At 42.8% G+C, this 14,941-nt stretch carries 10 protein-coding genes and 1 pseudogene; 7 read left to right on the top strand and 4 right to left on the bottom strand.

What is annotated here, in order from left to right; genetic code table 11:
* Both WBM49_RS07395 and WBM49_RS07400 read right to left on the bottom strand, forming a co-directional pair.
* A pseudogene (locus WBM49_RS07395) lies at nucleotides 1-254 on the bottom strand (RagB/SusD family nutrient uptake outer membrane protein); the annotation flags it as partial.
* A 10-nt stretch (nucleotides 255-264) separates the two neighbouring features.
* Nucleotides 265-3,192 (bottom strand): SusC/RagA family TonB-linked outer membrane protein, encoded by a 2,928-nt coding sequence (locus tag WBM49_RS07400; RefSeq protein WP_424371420.1) that lies wholly within the window; start codon nucleotides 3,190-3,192, stop codon nucleotides 265-267.
* A gap of 180 nt (nucleotides 3,193-3,372) precedes the next feature.
* Between WBM49_RS07400 and aspS the strand changes: the two genes are divergently transcribed.
* From aspS to WBM49_RS07420, 4 genes are all read left to right on the top strand, one after another.
* Nucleotides 3,373-5,130 (top strand): aspartate--tRNA ligase, encoded by a 1,758-nt coding sequence (aspS, locus tag WBM49_RS07405; RefSeq protein ID WP_424371421.1) that lies wholly within the window; start codon nucleotides 3,373-3,375, stop codon nucleotides 5,128-5,130.
* A 170-nt stretch (nucleotides 5,131-5,300) separates the two neighbouring features.
* Nucleotides 5,301-7,001, top strand: a complete 1,701-nt coding sequence (locus tag WBM49_RS07410; RefSeq protein WP_424371422.1) for a chloride channel protein — start codon at nucleotides 5,301-5,303, stop codon at nucleotides 6,999-7,001.
* A 1-nt stretch (nucleotide 7,002) separates the two neighbouring features.
* Entirely contained in the window at nucleotides 7,003-7,266 is a 264-nt protein-coding gene (locus WBM49_RS07415) for a hypothetical protein (RefSeq protein WP_424371423.1), read from the top strand.
* Nucleotides 7,267-7,354: 88 nt separating this feature from the next.
* Nucleotides 7,355-7,549, top strand: a complete 195-nt coding sequence (locus WBM49_RS07420; protein ID WP_424371424.1) for a cold-shock protein — start codon at nucleotides 7,355-7,357, stop codon at nucleotides 7,547-7,549.
* Between the two features lie 68 nt (nucleotides 7,550-7,617).
* Here WBM49_RS07420 and WBM49_RS07425 read toward each other — a convergent pair whose 3' ends face one another.
* Nucleotides 7,618-8,067 carry a nucleoside deaminase gene (locus WBM49_RS07425; protein ID WP_424371425.1) on the bottom strand — a complete coding sequence of 150 codons (450 nt, stop codon included), beginning with the start codon at nucleotides 8,065-8,067 and terminating at the stop codon, nucleotides 7,618-7,620.
* 74 nt (nucleotides 8,068-8,141) lie between these two features.
* On the opposite strand from WBM49_RS07425, the gene WBM49_RS07430 reads away from it, so the two are divergent.
* Nucleotides 8,142-9,917, top strand: a complete 1,776-nt coding sequence (locus WBM49_RS07430) for a 1-deoxy-D-xylulose-5-phosphate synthase (protein ID WP_424371426.1) — start codon at nucleotides 8,142-8,144, stop codon at nucleotides 9,915-9,917.
* Nucleotides 9,904-11,010: a DUF3078 domain-containing protein gene (locus WBM49_RS07435; RefSeq protein WP_424371427.1), complete on the top strand. Its 1,107-nt coding sequence runs from the start codon at nucleotides 9,904-9,906 to the stop codon at nucleotides 11,008-11,010. The genes WBM49_RS07430 and WBM49_RS07435 overlap by 14 nt, the downstream gene beginning before the upstream one ends.
* Here WBM49_RS07435 and dgt read toward each other — a convergent pair.
* Nucleotides 11,007-12,344 (bottom strand): dGTP triphosphohydrolase, encoded by a 1,338-nt coding sequence (dgt, locus tag WBM49_RS07440; RefSeq protein ID WP_424371428.1) that lies wholly within the window; start codon nucleotides 12,342-12,344, stop codon nucleotides 11,007-11,009. The genes WBM49_RS07435 and dgt overlap by 4 nt on opposite strands.
* 186 nt (nucleotides 12,345-12,530) lie before the next feature.
* Here dgt and WBM49_RS07445 point away from each other — a divergent pair.
* A partial coding sequence (locus WBM49_RS07445) for a TonB-dependent receptor domain-containing protein (RefSeq protein ID WP_424371429.1) occupies nucleotides 12,531-14,941 on the top strand: 2,411 nt, incomplete at its 3' end.

Raw genomic sequence — 14,941 nt, forward strand, 5'->3', positions numbered from 1 at the left:
GCATCAAATAAGTACAATTCTCTGGCTATGGTCCCGGATCCGGTGGTCTGTATCCCCAAAGAATTTCTCATGGCAGATTCTACCCCAACTACCAGGTTGTTGAGCTGATTTTGGGAAGCGTCTGTTAATACCCCTGCCAGACTTGGTCTGTTAGGGTCTACCTGTTCATCGAAGGAACAGGAGGTAATAAAAGCCCCAAAGAATACCATGAGTGCTAATACACCTGTTATTTTATATGTATGTATAATTTTCATTGCTATTTTTTTAGAAGTTAACATTTAGATGAAAATAAAACTGCTTGGTACTTGGGAAGGGAGTTACCTCAATTCCTGAAGACAAGCCGGCTCCTCCATTGGTGGAAGTCTCCGGATCATAGCTACTGTAGTCCGTAATGGTAAATATATTTCTACCAGAAAGTCCCAGTTTTACTCCGGTAACTGATTCGCCAAAAAACGCGAGTGCACTGGCTGGCAATCTGTAGTATACGGCTGCTTCTCTAAGTCTTAGGTATCCGGCCGGTTCTATAAATCGCACTGCGGCAATGGGTTGTCCATTTCGTTCAATCCCGGCTGGTGTATCCAGGTCAGGAGTGGTTCCTCCTAAATCAGTAAGTAATCTCGAAAGGTTCAGGTTTTCACCTCCTTTTTTCCACTGAAATAGAAAGGAAACATCAAACTGTTTGGCAATGGTAAAATTGTTATTGAAACCCATTTGAAAATCTGGTTCCACGTTCCCTATCTGTGTTGGAACCCCATTGATATTTCCTACTAATTGGGTAACAGGTTTTCCTTCCTCAATATAAAAGGTTCCCAGACCAAGGCCAAATCCGGCTCCTGGTTGTGGAAATGCAGGAACATCCAATCTGGTAACCTCTGACCTGTTGAACCAGAAATTCACATTAGACGACCATATAAAGTTTTCATCCTGCACTGGATTTACGGTAACACCTACTTCAAGACCGTAGTTTTTAAGGTCGGCCAGGTTGGTGGTCTCCGATCCAAAACCTGAAGAGGCTGGTAATGCCCTGCTTAATAGGAGATCGCTCACGGTTCTGTTGTAATACGATACTTCCAGATTTACCTTGTCTGCGAGTCCTGCATCAAAACCAACTTCAAATTCTGCCGAAGTTTCTGGTTCAATGTTCGGATCTCCTTTTAAGGCACTTATGGAAGATCCTCCTATGCCTCCAACCGAAACCTGGTTTAAGCCTGTAAAGGCCGAACCAAAGGCACCGGAAGAACCTGTTTCCCCATAGGCAGCTCTTAATTTGAGCCTTTTAACAAAGCCGTCTCCATCGCCCCAAAAATCGAAGTTATGTAAGTTAGCGGCTAAAGAGGCTTTTGGGAAACCATAGTATTTATTAGGGTCTCCATTGAGGGTAGATTTATCAAAACGATACCCTAATGTACCAATCAACCTGTCCATATAATTCCCTTCTACCTGGGCAAAATATCCAAATTCTTTTACGGTAGAGGTGTTCTGTGTGATAGCCTGGGCAGAACCCTGTGTTAAATTGGTCTGATCAGGAATCAGCTGAGTTGCCTGATTAAAAATCAGATCGGCCTGCTGTTCCAGATAAGAGATACCCGCCTGTGAGGTAAGAGCAAGATCGCCCCCCATGGCATTGTGGTTCCATACCGCTATCCCCTGATAATTGAAGTTGGTAAAGTTGTTCTTTCCTACCCCAATAAAACCATTTTGGTTTCCTCTCTGGGCCTGATGTGTTTCAGGCACATAGACAAAAGTTTCATTGGCAAGAAAATCTGCTCCTCCATTAAATATTAACTTCACAGCATCATCGCCAGTATTTAAAATATTGGTCGTTAATTTAATCCCCTGAATAAAGCGATTATTTCTATCCTCATTCTTCGCAAGATCCCTTACAAAAATAGGGTTCCCGGAATAGTTAGGGTTATCAGGATACGCCCCTGTTTCGTCCGGGAACAAATTGATCCACGGCCTGGTAAAGGCTAGCGTATAGCCATAACTCAATCCACCCTCGTTTTCATTTCCGGTAAAACTCCTGCTCGAACTACTGCGAACAAAATTAGAGGATGCCGAAAAGCTAAAGGTATTGGAGATGGTATGATCTATATTTGCCCTGAGCGAAAATCGATTAAAGCCGGTATTTTTGATGATTCCTTCTTCATCTCGGTAAGAGGCACCCACAAAGAATTTTGTTTTTTCGCCTCCTCCGCTCGCGCTGATACGGGTATCAGTGATCAGTCCGGTTTCACCATAGATCTCATCCTCATAGTCTATAAGACCTCCATTGGCAATAGCCTGATTGTAGAGTGTTACTTCTGCGGCGCCAAAGGTGTCTTCCACACTTTGAGCCGTCCATGGGCGCAGGCCCAGTTTGTTTATGATGGTGTTGAAACCGGTATCCTGGCTAAATTTGATCTCGGTCTTACCCTGACTTCCTCTTTTGGTGGTGATGATCACAACCCCGGCATTTGCCCGTGTACCGTAAATGGCCGCCGCAGAGGCTCCTTTAAGGACCTCAATGTTCTGGATGTCGTTAGGATCCAAATCCGCAATACGGTTGGAAGAGTTCTCCTCGTTCCCCCTGTTAGCTCCGGATGCAAAACGCAAGCCTGATGGGATCTCGGCGTTATTCACATACACTCCATCCACAATATAAAGTGGCTGGTTATTTCCATTGATGGAGGAAATACCACGTAAACGAAGTGCAAATCCACCTCCGGGTGCTCCTGAGGAAGACGTAATGTTTACCCCGGTTAACTTCCCATAAAGGGCTCCATCAAGGGTTGTTTGTGCCGTAGTTCCTACAAGTTGCTCATTGGAGACCGTGGCAACCGCATTGGCTAGGTTACTCCTTTTAATGGAGGTCCCTAAACCAGTTACAACTACCTCATCAAGGCCTGTGGCAGATTCACCAATGGTAACGTTTAAGGTTGTGGGTCCTTCTACCATCACCTCTTTGGTTTCATACCCGAGGGATGAAAAAACAAGTGTTGCAGGAAAACTGTTAACACTGATCGAATAATTTCCGTCAAAGTCGGATATGGCCCCCTTGGAGGTGCCTTTGACCACGACGTTTACCCCCGCAAGAGGGCCTCCATAACTGGAATCCGTAATATTCCCGCTGACTGTCCCCTGCGAAAACGCCAAAATAGGCAACGCCAGGAGCAACCACAAGAATGATTTTCCAAGTAATTTTTGTTTCATGTTTGTAAGTTTTGAATTAGCAATAGTGTATTCCAAGGTAATGAAGAATTCATAAAGTCTGGGTTAATTCAACTATTTTCTTTGAATAAACCCTTTAAATTATTCTTTAAAATAACCCCAGATATTATGGGTTCAACGCATTACTTCTTACATTTGCCGCAGCTAAAATTCAGATTATCAATGTATAGAAGTCATACCTGCGGAGAGTTGCGGACCCCCGATATTGGAACCCGAGTGATCTTAAGTGGATGGGTACAAAAAGTACGCGATAAGGGCTTTGTGGTCTGGGTAGATCTAAGAGACCGATATGGGATCACACAATTGGTCTTCGACGAGCAACGAACCACCGCTACCCTACTCGCCGAAGCCAGGAAACTGGGCAGGGAATTTGTAATTCAGGTGCATGGGGAGGTCATAGAAAGGACTTCAAAAAACCCACAACTGTCTACAGGAGACATTGAGATCCTCGTCTCGGAAATAAAGATACTTAACCCCGCCTTGCTTCCTCCTTTTACCATTGAAGATGATACCGATGGTGGCACAGACCTGCGAATGAAGTATCGCTATCTGGATATCCGGAGAAATCCGATAAAAAACAATCTGATTTTTCGCAGTAAGGTGGCGATGGAAGTTCGGAAATATCTTTCTGAACAAGGATTTATTGAGGTGGAAACACCTTATCTGATTAAATCTACCCCGGAAGGAGCACGCGATTTTGTTGTTCCGAGTCGCATGAATCAGGGGCAATTTTACGCCTTGCCACAGTCGCCACAGACCTTTAAGCAATTGTTGATGGTTGGCGGGCTGGATAAGTACTTCCAGATCGTAAAATGTTTCAGAGATGAGGACCTAAGAGCAGACAGACAACCCGAGTTTACCCAAATAGATTGCGAAATGGCCTTTGTGGAACAGGAAGATGTGCTCAATGCTTTTGAGGGTCTTACCAGACATCTTTTAAAAGAGATCCGTGGCATTGAGGTGGAAAAATTTCCGCGTATGACGTACGATGAGGCTATGAAGACCTATGGGAATGATAAGCCGGATATTCGTTTCGAAATGCGGTTTGGTGAATTAAATGACGTTTCACAACACAGGGATTTTCAAATTTTTAATGCGGCCGAACTCGTAGTAGGCATTGCCGTCCCGGGAGGTGCATCTTTAACAAGAAAAGAAATAGACCACCTAACAGACTGGTTAAGGAGACCCCAAATTGGCGCCAAAGGCATGGTCTATGTGCGCTGTAATGAAGATGGAAGTTATAAATCTTCCGTGGATAAATTCTACGACCAGGAAGATCTTAAAAAATGGGCTGAAGCAACAAACGCACAAACAGGAGATCTTATTTGTGTGCTCTCTGGCGACACCATGAGTACCCGGACGCAATTAAGTGCTTTGAGAATGGAAATGGCAGAACGCCTCGGATTGCGAAATCCTTTAGTGTTTGCGCCACTTTGGGTCATAGACTTCCCGCTTTTGGAAAAAGATGAGGAGACCGGGGACTATCATGCCATGCATCACCCGTTCACATCGCCAAAACCAGGGCAATTGGAATTACTCGATACGGATCCTGATGCGGTGAGAGCCAATGCCTACGACCTTGTCTTAAACGGCAATGAGATAGGTGGTGGTTCCATACGGATACACGATAAAAAAATGCAAAGTACTATGTTCCGGCATCTTGGTTTTACCGAAGAGGAAGCTCGTGCTCAATTTGGATTTTTGATGGACGCATTTCAATACGGAGCACCACCCCACGGCGGAATAGCTTTTGGGCTAGACAGGCTGGTAGCCATCCTGGGAGGACAGGAAACTATACGAGACTTTATTGCCTTCCCCAAGAATAACAGTGGCAGGGATGTAATGATCGATGCTCCTGCACCTATAGATAAAGCCCAGTTAAAGGAGTTAAACCTTCGATTGGAAAACAATGAGGGCTAATTTCAGCGTTTTTGTTCTATAAAACAGAAATGTAAGGATTCTAAAAGAGTGTTTACTATGTCATACCTTTATGTTATAACTATATAATGCTCAAACAGATCAACATACTGTTCGCTCGATTTTTTCGCTGGCGGTATAAGCATATCTCCAACAAAACATTTATTCATATCATGAGCGTTGCAGTTGGTTTTTTAGCCGGGCTAGCAGCAGTCACACTTAAGAATACCACTTATTACATTGAGAGCTTAGTTGATAAGGGGATCGTTTTTTCAAGTACACAGCTTTATTTTGTGAGTCCCATTATTGGTTTAACCCTGGTGTACCTCTATGTAAAATACTTTCATAAAGAAAAGCTAGAACACGCTATCTCATCTATTCTTTTGGCAATGTCCAAAAAGAAAGGGATCATTAGCATGAAGAAAATACTTACCCCACTGATCACCGCCCCATTAACCGTAGGCTTTGGGGGTTCGGTAGGACTCTTGGGTCCGGCAGTTGCCTCTGGCGCCGCTATTAGTTCTAATTTATCTAGATTCCTCCATATTAATGCCAAAACGCGTTCCCTGCTAATTGCCTGCGCTTCTGCGGGTGCCATTGCCTCGGTCTTTCAATCTCCTATTGCCGCCATCATCTTTGCAGTGGAGGTCTTTAGTCTGGATCTGACCATGCTTTCTTTATTACCCCTATTATTTGCATCTATTTCTGGCGTTCTGACATCCTACTTCTTTCTGGGTGATGAAACATTGTTCAATTTTAACGTAACCGAGAGGTTTGAAATCAGGGACACTTTGTTCTATATAGTTTTGGGGGTAGGTACGGCATTTTCATCTATCTATTTTACAAGAATGTATTTTGGGATACTCCATTTTTTTAAACGTTTTAAAAGTCCCAAATACAAGCTACTGGTTGGCGGGTTGGCCATTGGCACCATGCTTTATTTTATTCCACCTCTTTACGGGGAAGGGTTTGGATATATCAACCATCTCCTGCATGGGGATTCATTAATGGCATTGGGGAAAACACCCTTTGATGCCTATACATCCAATATTTGGGTAGTTATTGCCCTGCTTTTTGGGATTACCATTTTTAAAGCGGTTGCCATGACCACTACGTTTGCTGCAGGGGGTGCCGGGGGTATCTTTATCCCTACCATGGTGATGGGGAGTACCCTGGGAAACGTTGTGGCCAAAGTGATCAACAACATTGGAATGGGTTTTTCAGTGAGCGAGAGCAATTTTACGCTTATTGGTATGGCCGGACTAATTGCAGGGGTGCTGCATGCACCCTTAACCGCAATCTTCCTGATTGCTGAGATCACAGGTGGTTATGAACTTTTTGTGCCTCTGATGATCACCTCAGCTATTTCTTTTTTAATCACTAAAAATACCCTGGACCACTCCATTTATACGCGTGAATTGGCCAAAGAAGGTGCACTGATCACCCATGATAAGGATAAAACCGTACTAACACTTATGCAACTAGATGATGTGATTGAAAAGGATTTTAAGCCTGTTTATCAGCACATGACACTGGGGGAAATGCTTCATAACTGTGTAGCCAAGTCTACCAGAAATATATTTCCGGTGGTGAATTCAAAAGATGTTCTGGTGGGCATTGTATTGTTAGATGATGTGCGCGATTTTATGTTCGATACCACCCTTTACGATAAACTCCTGGTGGAAACCATCATGCACAACGCTCCGGAACATATTTTTTATGAAACAGATGCTATGGAAGTGGTAATGCAGAAATTTCAGGACAGTAGCGCCTGGAACCTGCCGGTCATTAAAGACGGTAAGTACTACGGATTTGTTTCAAAATCTAAATTACTTACGGCGTACAGACGCAAATTGATAAATTTTACAAAATAGCATGATCCTGACACATAAATATACGATCACCCTTATTGTACTATCTTCCATAATTACAATTATCTATGGATTTACGGTCATAGAAGAAAATCCACCACTGGGTAACAAATGTATCGGTTTTGGTACCGTAGGCTTGTTTTTGATAGCGATGCCTCTTTTCTTATTTAAAGAGAGCAAAGGGAAAAAGATGAAAGACTATATGCTTACCGAAGAGAACATCAAAAAAATGCGCAATACCGAAGAAAAAAAGTCAAAAAAACGATAATTCCAGTCCAAAATAATGGATAATCCATAAGGGCTTTTGCCCAAAAATCCATATTTTAGTATTACACCTAATAATTAATAATTTTTTCATGACTGGAACAGTAAAATTTTTTAATGAATCCAAGGGTTATGGGTTCATTACTAACGATGACACCGGAAAGGACATCTTTGTTCATGCCACTGCCCTGAATGGGGTAGAATTGAACGAAGGAGACAAAGTAGAATACGAAGAAGAAGAGGGTAGAAAGGGAGTGGTTGCCGCCAAAGTACAGGTGATCAGCTAATATATTTTATTTTGATTGAAGACCGAACGCCTGTTAAATACAGGCGTTTTTTTGTGCCATAGGCCCTCCTAATTCAAATTGCGCCTTTGGATAAAAAATTGTTTTAAGAGACTATTAGCTTCCTTTTCCAGTATCCCAGAGACTACGGTTGTTTTTGGATGTAAATTTCCTCCAGTAGCAACAAATCCCCGTTGAGGATCTGAAGCTCCGTATACTATTCTCGGAATCTGGCTCCAGTACAACGCTCCCGCGCACATTTGGCAGGGTTCCAGGGTTACATAAAGGGTGCAATCATACAGATACTTACCTCCTAAAAAATTAGAGGCTGCCGTAATGGCCAGCATTTCCGCGTGAGCCGTTACATCACTTAATTTTTCGGTTTGATTATGTGCCCTTGCAATGATCCTGCCCTGAACTACAACCACAGCACCAATTGGCACCTCTCCATTTTCAAAAGCAATTTCTGCTTCCTGCAGTGCTTTTTTCATAAAGTAAGAATCATCCAAGAGTAAATCCATGCTGCCAAAAATACAATTTTCATGGAAGTATCTACTCGCATCAAAAATGAATTAATGTACCTTTGTCCCTTTCCATGAAACTCTTAAACAGCATACAACAACCTTCGGATCTACGCCTGCTTCCTCGCGAGGATTTACCGCTGTTATCAAAAGAATTGAGAGAATTTATCATTGATATAGTCTCTGCGAAAGAAGGTCACCTGGGTGCTAGTTTAGGAGTTGTAGAACTCACCATTGCCCTGCACTACGTTTTTAATACCCCCCATGACAAATTGATCTGGGATGTGGGCCATCAGGCCTATGGGCATAAAATACTAACCGGCAGAAGGCAACTCTTTGATACAAACCGGCAATTAGGTGGCCTGAGTGGCTTTCCGAAAAGGGAAGAAAGTGAATTTGATGCCTTTGGTACCGGGCATAGTTCTACCTCCATTTCCGCCATTATGGGGATGGCACTTGCGGCAAAACTTAAAGGAGATACAGAGCGGGAGCATATTGCGGTAATAGGAGACGCTTCCATAGCAAGCGGTATGGCCTTTGAAGGACTGAACCATGCCGGAGTTACAGATGCGAATATACTGATCATCCTTAATGACAACGCCATAGGTATAGACCCCAGTGTTGGGGCCCTTAAAAAATATCTTACCAACGTAAAAAAAGGCACCGCAAAGGAGGAGAATATCTTTGAATGTCTCAATTTCGAATATTCCGGGCCTGTAGACGGTCATGATATGAACGCGGTATTAAATGCGCTGCAACAAATGAAGGAGTTGCGTGGACCTCGCCTTCTTCATCTTATTACTACCAAGGGTAAAGGCCTGTTAAAAGCCGAAGAGAATCAGATCACTTATCACGCGCCGGGAAAATTCAATAAGGTAACCGGGGAACTGGTGGCTGCAACTAATGAAGGCTTACCTCCAAAATATCAGGACGTTTTTGGTCATACCCTGGTAGAATTGGCCCGTGAAAATCAAAAGATCATCGGTATAACCCCGGCGATGCCTACCGGTAGTTCGCTAAAATTTATGATGGAAATTTTTCCAGACAGGGCCTTTGATGTAGGTATAGCCGAACAGCACGCTGTAACTATGGCGGCTGGTTTGGCTGTAGAAGGGATGATCCCTTTTTGCAATATTTACTCTACCTTTTTGCAACGAGCATATGACCAGTTGATCCATGATGTGGCTCTCCAAAATTTGCCGGTTATTTTTTGCCTGGACCGGGCAGGTCTTGTGGGTCAGGATGGCGCCACACATCATGGGGTTTATGATATCTCCTTTTTGCGTTGCATTCCAAATATGGTCATTTTTGCACCCATGAATGAGGCTGAATTGCGAAATATCATGTATACCGCTCAAAACGGAATAGACCACCCTCTTGCTATTCGATATCCAAGAGGAAGGGGGGTCATTCCTTCCTGGCGTACGCCATTTGAAACAATCTCTGTGGGCACTTCGAGAATGCTTGCAGAAGGTTCTTCCATTGCCGTACTGTCCCTTGGCCATATTGGAAACAAGGTGGTTGAGATTTTGGAAGGTCTTCAGCATCCTGCTGCCATCGGACATTTCGATATGCGCTTTGCCAAACCTTTGGATCTAGAACAACTCCATCGTATTTTTAATAAATACAAGATCATCGTTACGCTCGAAGATGGGTGTATCATAGGAGGTTTTGGAAGTGCCGTTCTAGAGTTTGCCAACACGCATGAGTACAAGAATAAAATAAAATGCCTGGGACTGCCAGATGTTTTTATTGAACATGGTACCGTAGAGGAACTTCAATCTATAGGGCACATAGACGAAGCATCAATTACCAATTGTTTAACCAAATTCCTTGATGAGGTTTCTTAGGCTTACTATTTTTATACTGATCTGCCTGGGCCCGTATTTTCAACTAACTGCCCAAGACACTATCATTCCTCCCCAGGAACCAGATACCACAATTATTGACACAGTGGTTATCCGGGCCCCACAAGATAAGATTCGATATATCCCCAGAAGTGTTAACCTAACTAACCCGGTGATCTCATTTAAAAAAACACAGGCACGTACCAAAAGGTTTAACCGCTTTAAAATCCCTTCCTTTTGGGAAGTAGGTAACAATCTGGGATTAAACCTCAGCGAAGTGGCCTTTGTAAACTGGAATGCAGGGGGAGACAATGCCTTTTCGGCTCTGGCCAATGCCAAATTTGTACGGAACTACAAATTCCGCTATATTCAATGGGATAATGATCTGGTACTTCGCTATGGAGTCAATGTTCAGGAAGGGCAAAAACTACGCAAAACGGAAGATGCCATTCGTTTTTCATCTAGTTTTGGATATCGAAGGGATACCTTAACAAGCTGGTATTATTCGGCCAAAGTGAAATTCAACACTCAGTTCTCCAATGGGTATAGATACCCGGATCGTTCTACGCCCATCTCAAGGTTCATGGCGCCTGGCTATCTTTTTGTAGGAGCCGGTATCTCCTATATCCCGGAAGGAAAGAATTTTAATTTATATATTTCTCCTCTTACCCAAAAAGCCACTTTTGTATTAGATCAAAACCTTGCCAATGATGGTGCCTTTGGGGTGCGGAAAGCCGTTCGTGACACAACTGGCACCATTCTCATTGAAGGGGAACGCAAATTCATAGAAGTAGGGATCTCAGTAACCAATGAGTGGGAAACCCCTGTTTGGGAAAACGTATCTCTGGATCATCGGATCAGTTTGTATTCGGACTATCTCCGGTCCTTTGGAAATATTGATATAGACTGGGAACTCAATTTTGAATTTACAGTAAATGATTTTATTAAAGCCAATTTTGGCACCCAGATCATCTATGATGATGATATACGCTTCAATGTGATTACTGATGATACTACAGGCGCTATTATTGATCCGGGTGTGCCGAGGATACAATTTAGACAATTACTGGCCATTGGTCTGAGTTATAGTTTTTAGAGTTGTTTCCCTGAGATCTTATTGTGGATATGAACGGCAGCACTGTCTGAAAGACTAGCCACATAACAGCAACAATTCAACAAAACGGTATAAAGTGAGCCGGAAATATCCTGGTATTTTGGTGGTAGTGTTGTCATCAAAAGCTGGTCATAGTTGTTCGCAAATCCCCTTTTGCTTTTGACCAAGGCTGTTGAGTACGCCCCCAGGATATCGGCAATTATACGATATCCGGCTATTTCCTTTTCAATGACCTCCTGTGATCTGTAGATCTTTTCGGCGCTCAAACTCAGGATATCCTGGATCTGAGCCTTATACTTACTTTTATCGAGTAATGAAGTGCTGAAATTTCCTTCCAGAATTTCCGATTCATGCTTAATAAAGGTATCTGTGGCATCGGTGATAAGTGTATTGATGGCAAGTGCCCGCAAATAACTCAGGCGGTCTTCCATGTGTACCAATTGGTGATACTTTCTGGTGTCTATACTGTCTTTGACAAGTTTTATCAGATATTCCAGGGCAAAATCTTCTGAGATCAATCCCAGATTTATCCCATCCTCAAAGTCGATTATCGTATAACAAATATCATCGGCAGCTTCTACCAGGAAGGTTAAGGGATGCCTGGAAAAACTGCCGTCAGACGCCCGTCTTTCAAGGCTCAGCTCGGTGGCTATCGCTGTAAAAAACGAAGTATTGGCCTGAAAACACGCGTATTTCTTATCCGCAATATGCTTTGTTGGTTTCACGGGAAGGGATTCTTTAGGATATTTCAGAAACGCACCCAGGGTAGCATAGCTAAGCCTGAGTCCTCCTTCAACCCCTTCGCGAGATTCTGTAAGTATTTTAAAGCCATTGGCATTCCCTTCAAAATCTATTAGATCCTGGTATTCTTTAGCGGTGAGTTGATTTTTATATTCCAATCCCGGACCACTTTTAAAAAATTCGCCTATAGCCTTTTCCCCGCTATGCCCAAAAGGTGGATTTCCAATATCGTGCGCCAAAGAGGCGGCGGCGACGATCGCTCCAAAATCATTGAACTGATACCCGTGTGTTTCATGAAGATGTGGGTATTTGGCAAGTAGTTTTTTTCCGGCAATACGGCCTAAACTCCTCCCCACGACAGACACTTCCAGACTATGGGTAAGACGTGTATGTACAAAGTCGGTTTTAGAAAGTGGGATCACCTGCGTCTTATCTTGCAGGCTTCTAAAAGCAGAGGAAAAAATTACACGATCGTAGTCTACCTCAAACCCCAGCCGGGTTTCGTCCTGCTCTTTTCTGATCCTTTTGTGTGTATCCCCAAAACGTTGTAAAGACAACAGTTCTTCCCAGTTCATAGTGCGTATTTCCCCGCAAGATACCACTTTTCAAAAACGAAAAAAGAAAGGTCTTTCGCACAACTTAACATTGGGTTAATGTGCTAACCTTAAGATAACCTTTAAAAAATAAAGGTTTAACCTGTGAATAACATCCCCTTTACAAGTTCCTGCGTTCTTTGCACCGTGATTATGAAAAAAAAATCAATGAGATATTTTTATATAGCGTTCTTTCTTTTCCTTTCTGGTAGTATTTTTTCTCAAACAACAGGCAGTATTGTTGGAAAACTAACGGACAAGGAAATGAATAACGAGCCATTGGCGTTTGCCAATGTCATTTTAAAAGGAACCACCAAAGGAACAACCAGCGATTTTGATGGTTTATTTGAGATCAACAATCTGGAACCTGGATCTTATACCGTAGTTTTTACTTTTCTAGGATATGAAACCCTTGAAGTTCCTGACGTAGTGGTGGTAGCAGGGAAGGTCACAGAGGTAAACACTGCGCTGGGTGCTGGCAGTGTATCGCTGAATGAAGTTGTACTGATCACCACAGCAGCTAGAGATTCAGAAATTGCATTGTTGTTAGATCAAAAGAAGGCCATTGAAATAAAGGAAGCCATCAGTGCAGAAGCCCTTACAAGAAAAGGGATAGACGATGCCGCGGCCGCTGTAGCCCAAATAGCTGGAATTTCAAAGCAGCAAGGTTCCAGCAATGTTTATGTTAGGGGCTTGGGCGATCGGTATCAGAATACTACCATGAATGGCTTATCTCTCCCCTCCAATAATGTGAACAAGAAAAATATTGATCTGGATCTGTTCTCTTCCAGTATTATTGAAAACATTTCTGTAAGTAAGGCCTATACCCCGGCTTTTTATGGTGATTTTTCCGCAGGAAACGTAAATATAGATTCCAAAGAATACACAGGCGATGGGTATATGGCGGTTTCCCTCGGAAGTGGTGTCAATTCAAATGCAGCCGGCACTAACTTTGTTACCTCAGAAGGGACTAGTTTTTTCGGATTTTACAACCGCTATGACAACGACCCGTTTGCTATCATACTTTCTCATGGCGTGGACCCAGAGGCAGATTATGATCCTGTCAATATTTCAGGAGCCATTGAAGGTGGCTACTCCTTTAATTTAAATGAAGAATCCAGACTCAGCTTTTTTGGAATGGCCAGTTTTGGCAATGGCTATGAGTTCCTTGAAGGCCCGGCCCTGGATTTTACAAACGATATTAAAGTGCGATTCCCCCTGGTGAACGAATACACCTATAGCACAACTACTACGGCTATGGGTAATATTACTTACCGGATTAACAACGAGCATAAGATAAAGTATAGTTCCCTGTTTATAAATAGTGCTAAAGATGCAGTTGGTTACTACGGGATTGGAGGTAATGGTTTTAACCGGGATGGTTTTAGCAACAATGGTGATGGAGGTTATTTTCAGCTGAATGTGCAGTTTAACCAGGATATGATCTTTGTTAACCAATTGAACGGACAGCACAGCTTTGACAACGACTGGGGATTAGACTGGGGAATAGGATTTAATAAGGTATTCTCTGATGAACCAGACAGGAAGCGGATTTCGCTGGAGGATTATCAATTTGCCCTGGATAACGATCCTACAACCAACCCAATTTTTTATGATAACATAGCCTTTGACAATCAGCGTTTCTTTCAAAGCATTGAAGATGATGAATTGAGTAGCTATATCAATCTAAATAAAAAAGTATCAGAGAAAGTTACTCTTAATTTTGGATATAACGGAAGGCGCAAGGAACGAAGGTTCAACAACTGGAGATATGGGTATTTGATTGCTGATAAAAATGCAAATCCCGTAACAGACATCAATAATCTAAATGATTTTTTCGATGTGTCTAATATCAATATTCCTGAAGGAAGTGGACTTTGGGATCTATTTATAGTTCGAAATCCTCAGAATGTGGACATAGGCTTACAAAACAGGCCACAGCTTTACGAGAACACCTATAAAGGAAATCTTGATATTCATGCCGGATATGTGACGGCAGAATTACAATTAAGTGACAAATGGCTATTGATACCTGGTTTCAGGCTAGAATCCTATAAGCAGGCCATAGAATATGACGTAATTAACCCTGTACCAACAGATCCGGGCTTCAGGAACGCCTACGAAAATATCTTCTTACCAAGTCTTAACCTTCGCTATGCCCTCAATGAAGATACTAACCTGCGATTCTCCTTTAGTAAGACCGCCTCTTTTCCGGAATTCAAGGAAGCTGCCAACTTCGTTTACGAAGGTGTGGTACAACGGGTTGGAGGTAACCCGGATTTACTAGGTAAACCAGACGGAACCGGACCTATTTTTTCTGAGATCTACAACTATGACTTAAAATATGAGTTATTCCCAAGTCGTGGGGAGTTAGTATCCATTGCAGCATTTGCCAAAACCATTAACGATCCTGTAAACAGGGTAGTAGCCACCGACGCAACAGGGAACCAACGTTACTTCAGGACCGGAGACCAGGCTAAGGTATATGGCGTAGAAGTTGAGGTTCGTAAAAACATCCTAAAAGATAGTAAAGAGAATGCCATACTAACTGTAGGGGCTAATGCAGCCTATACCTATAC

It is taken from the genome of Muriicola sp. (assembly GCF_049669965.1).
Taxonomy (GTDB): Bacteria; Bacteroidota; Bacteroidia; order Flavobacteriales; family Flavobacteriaceae; genus Muriicola.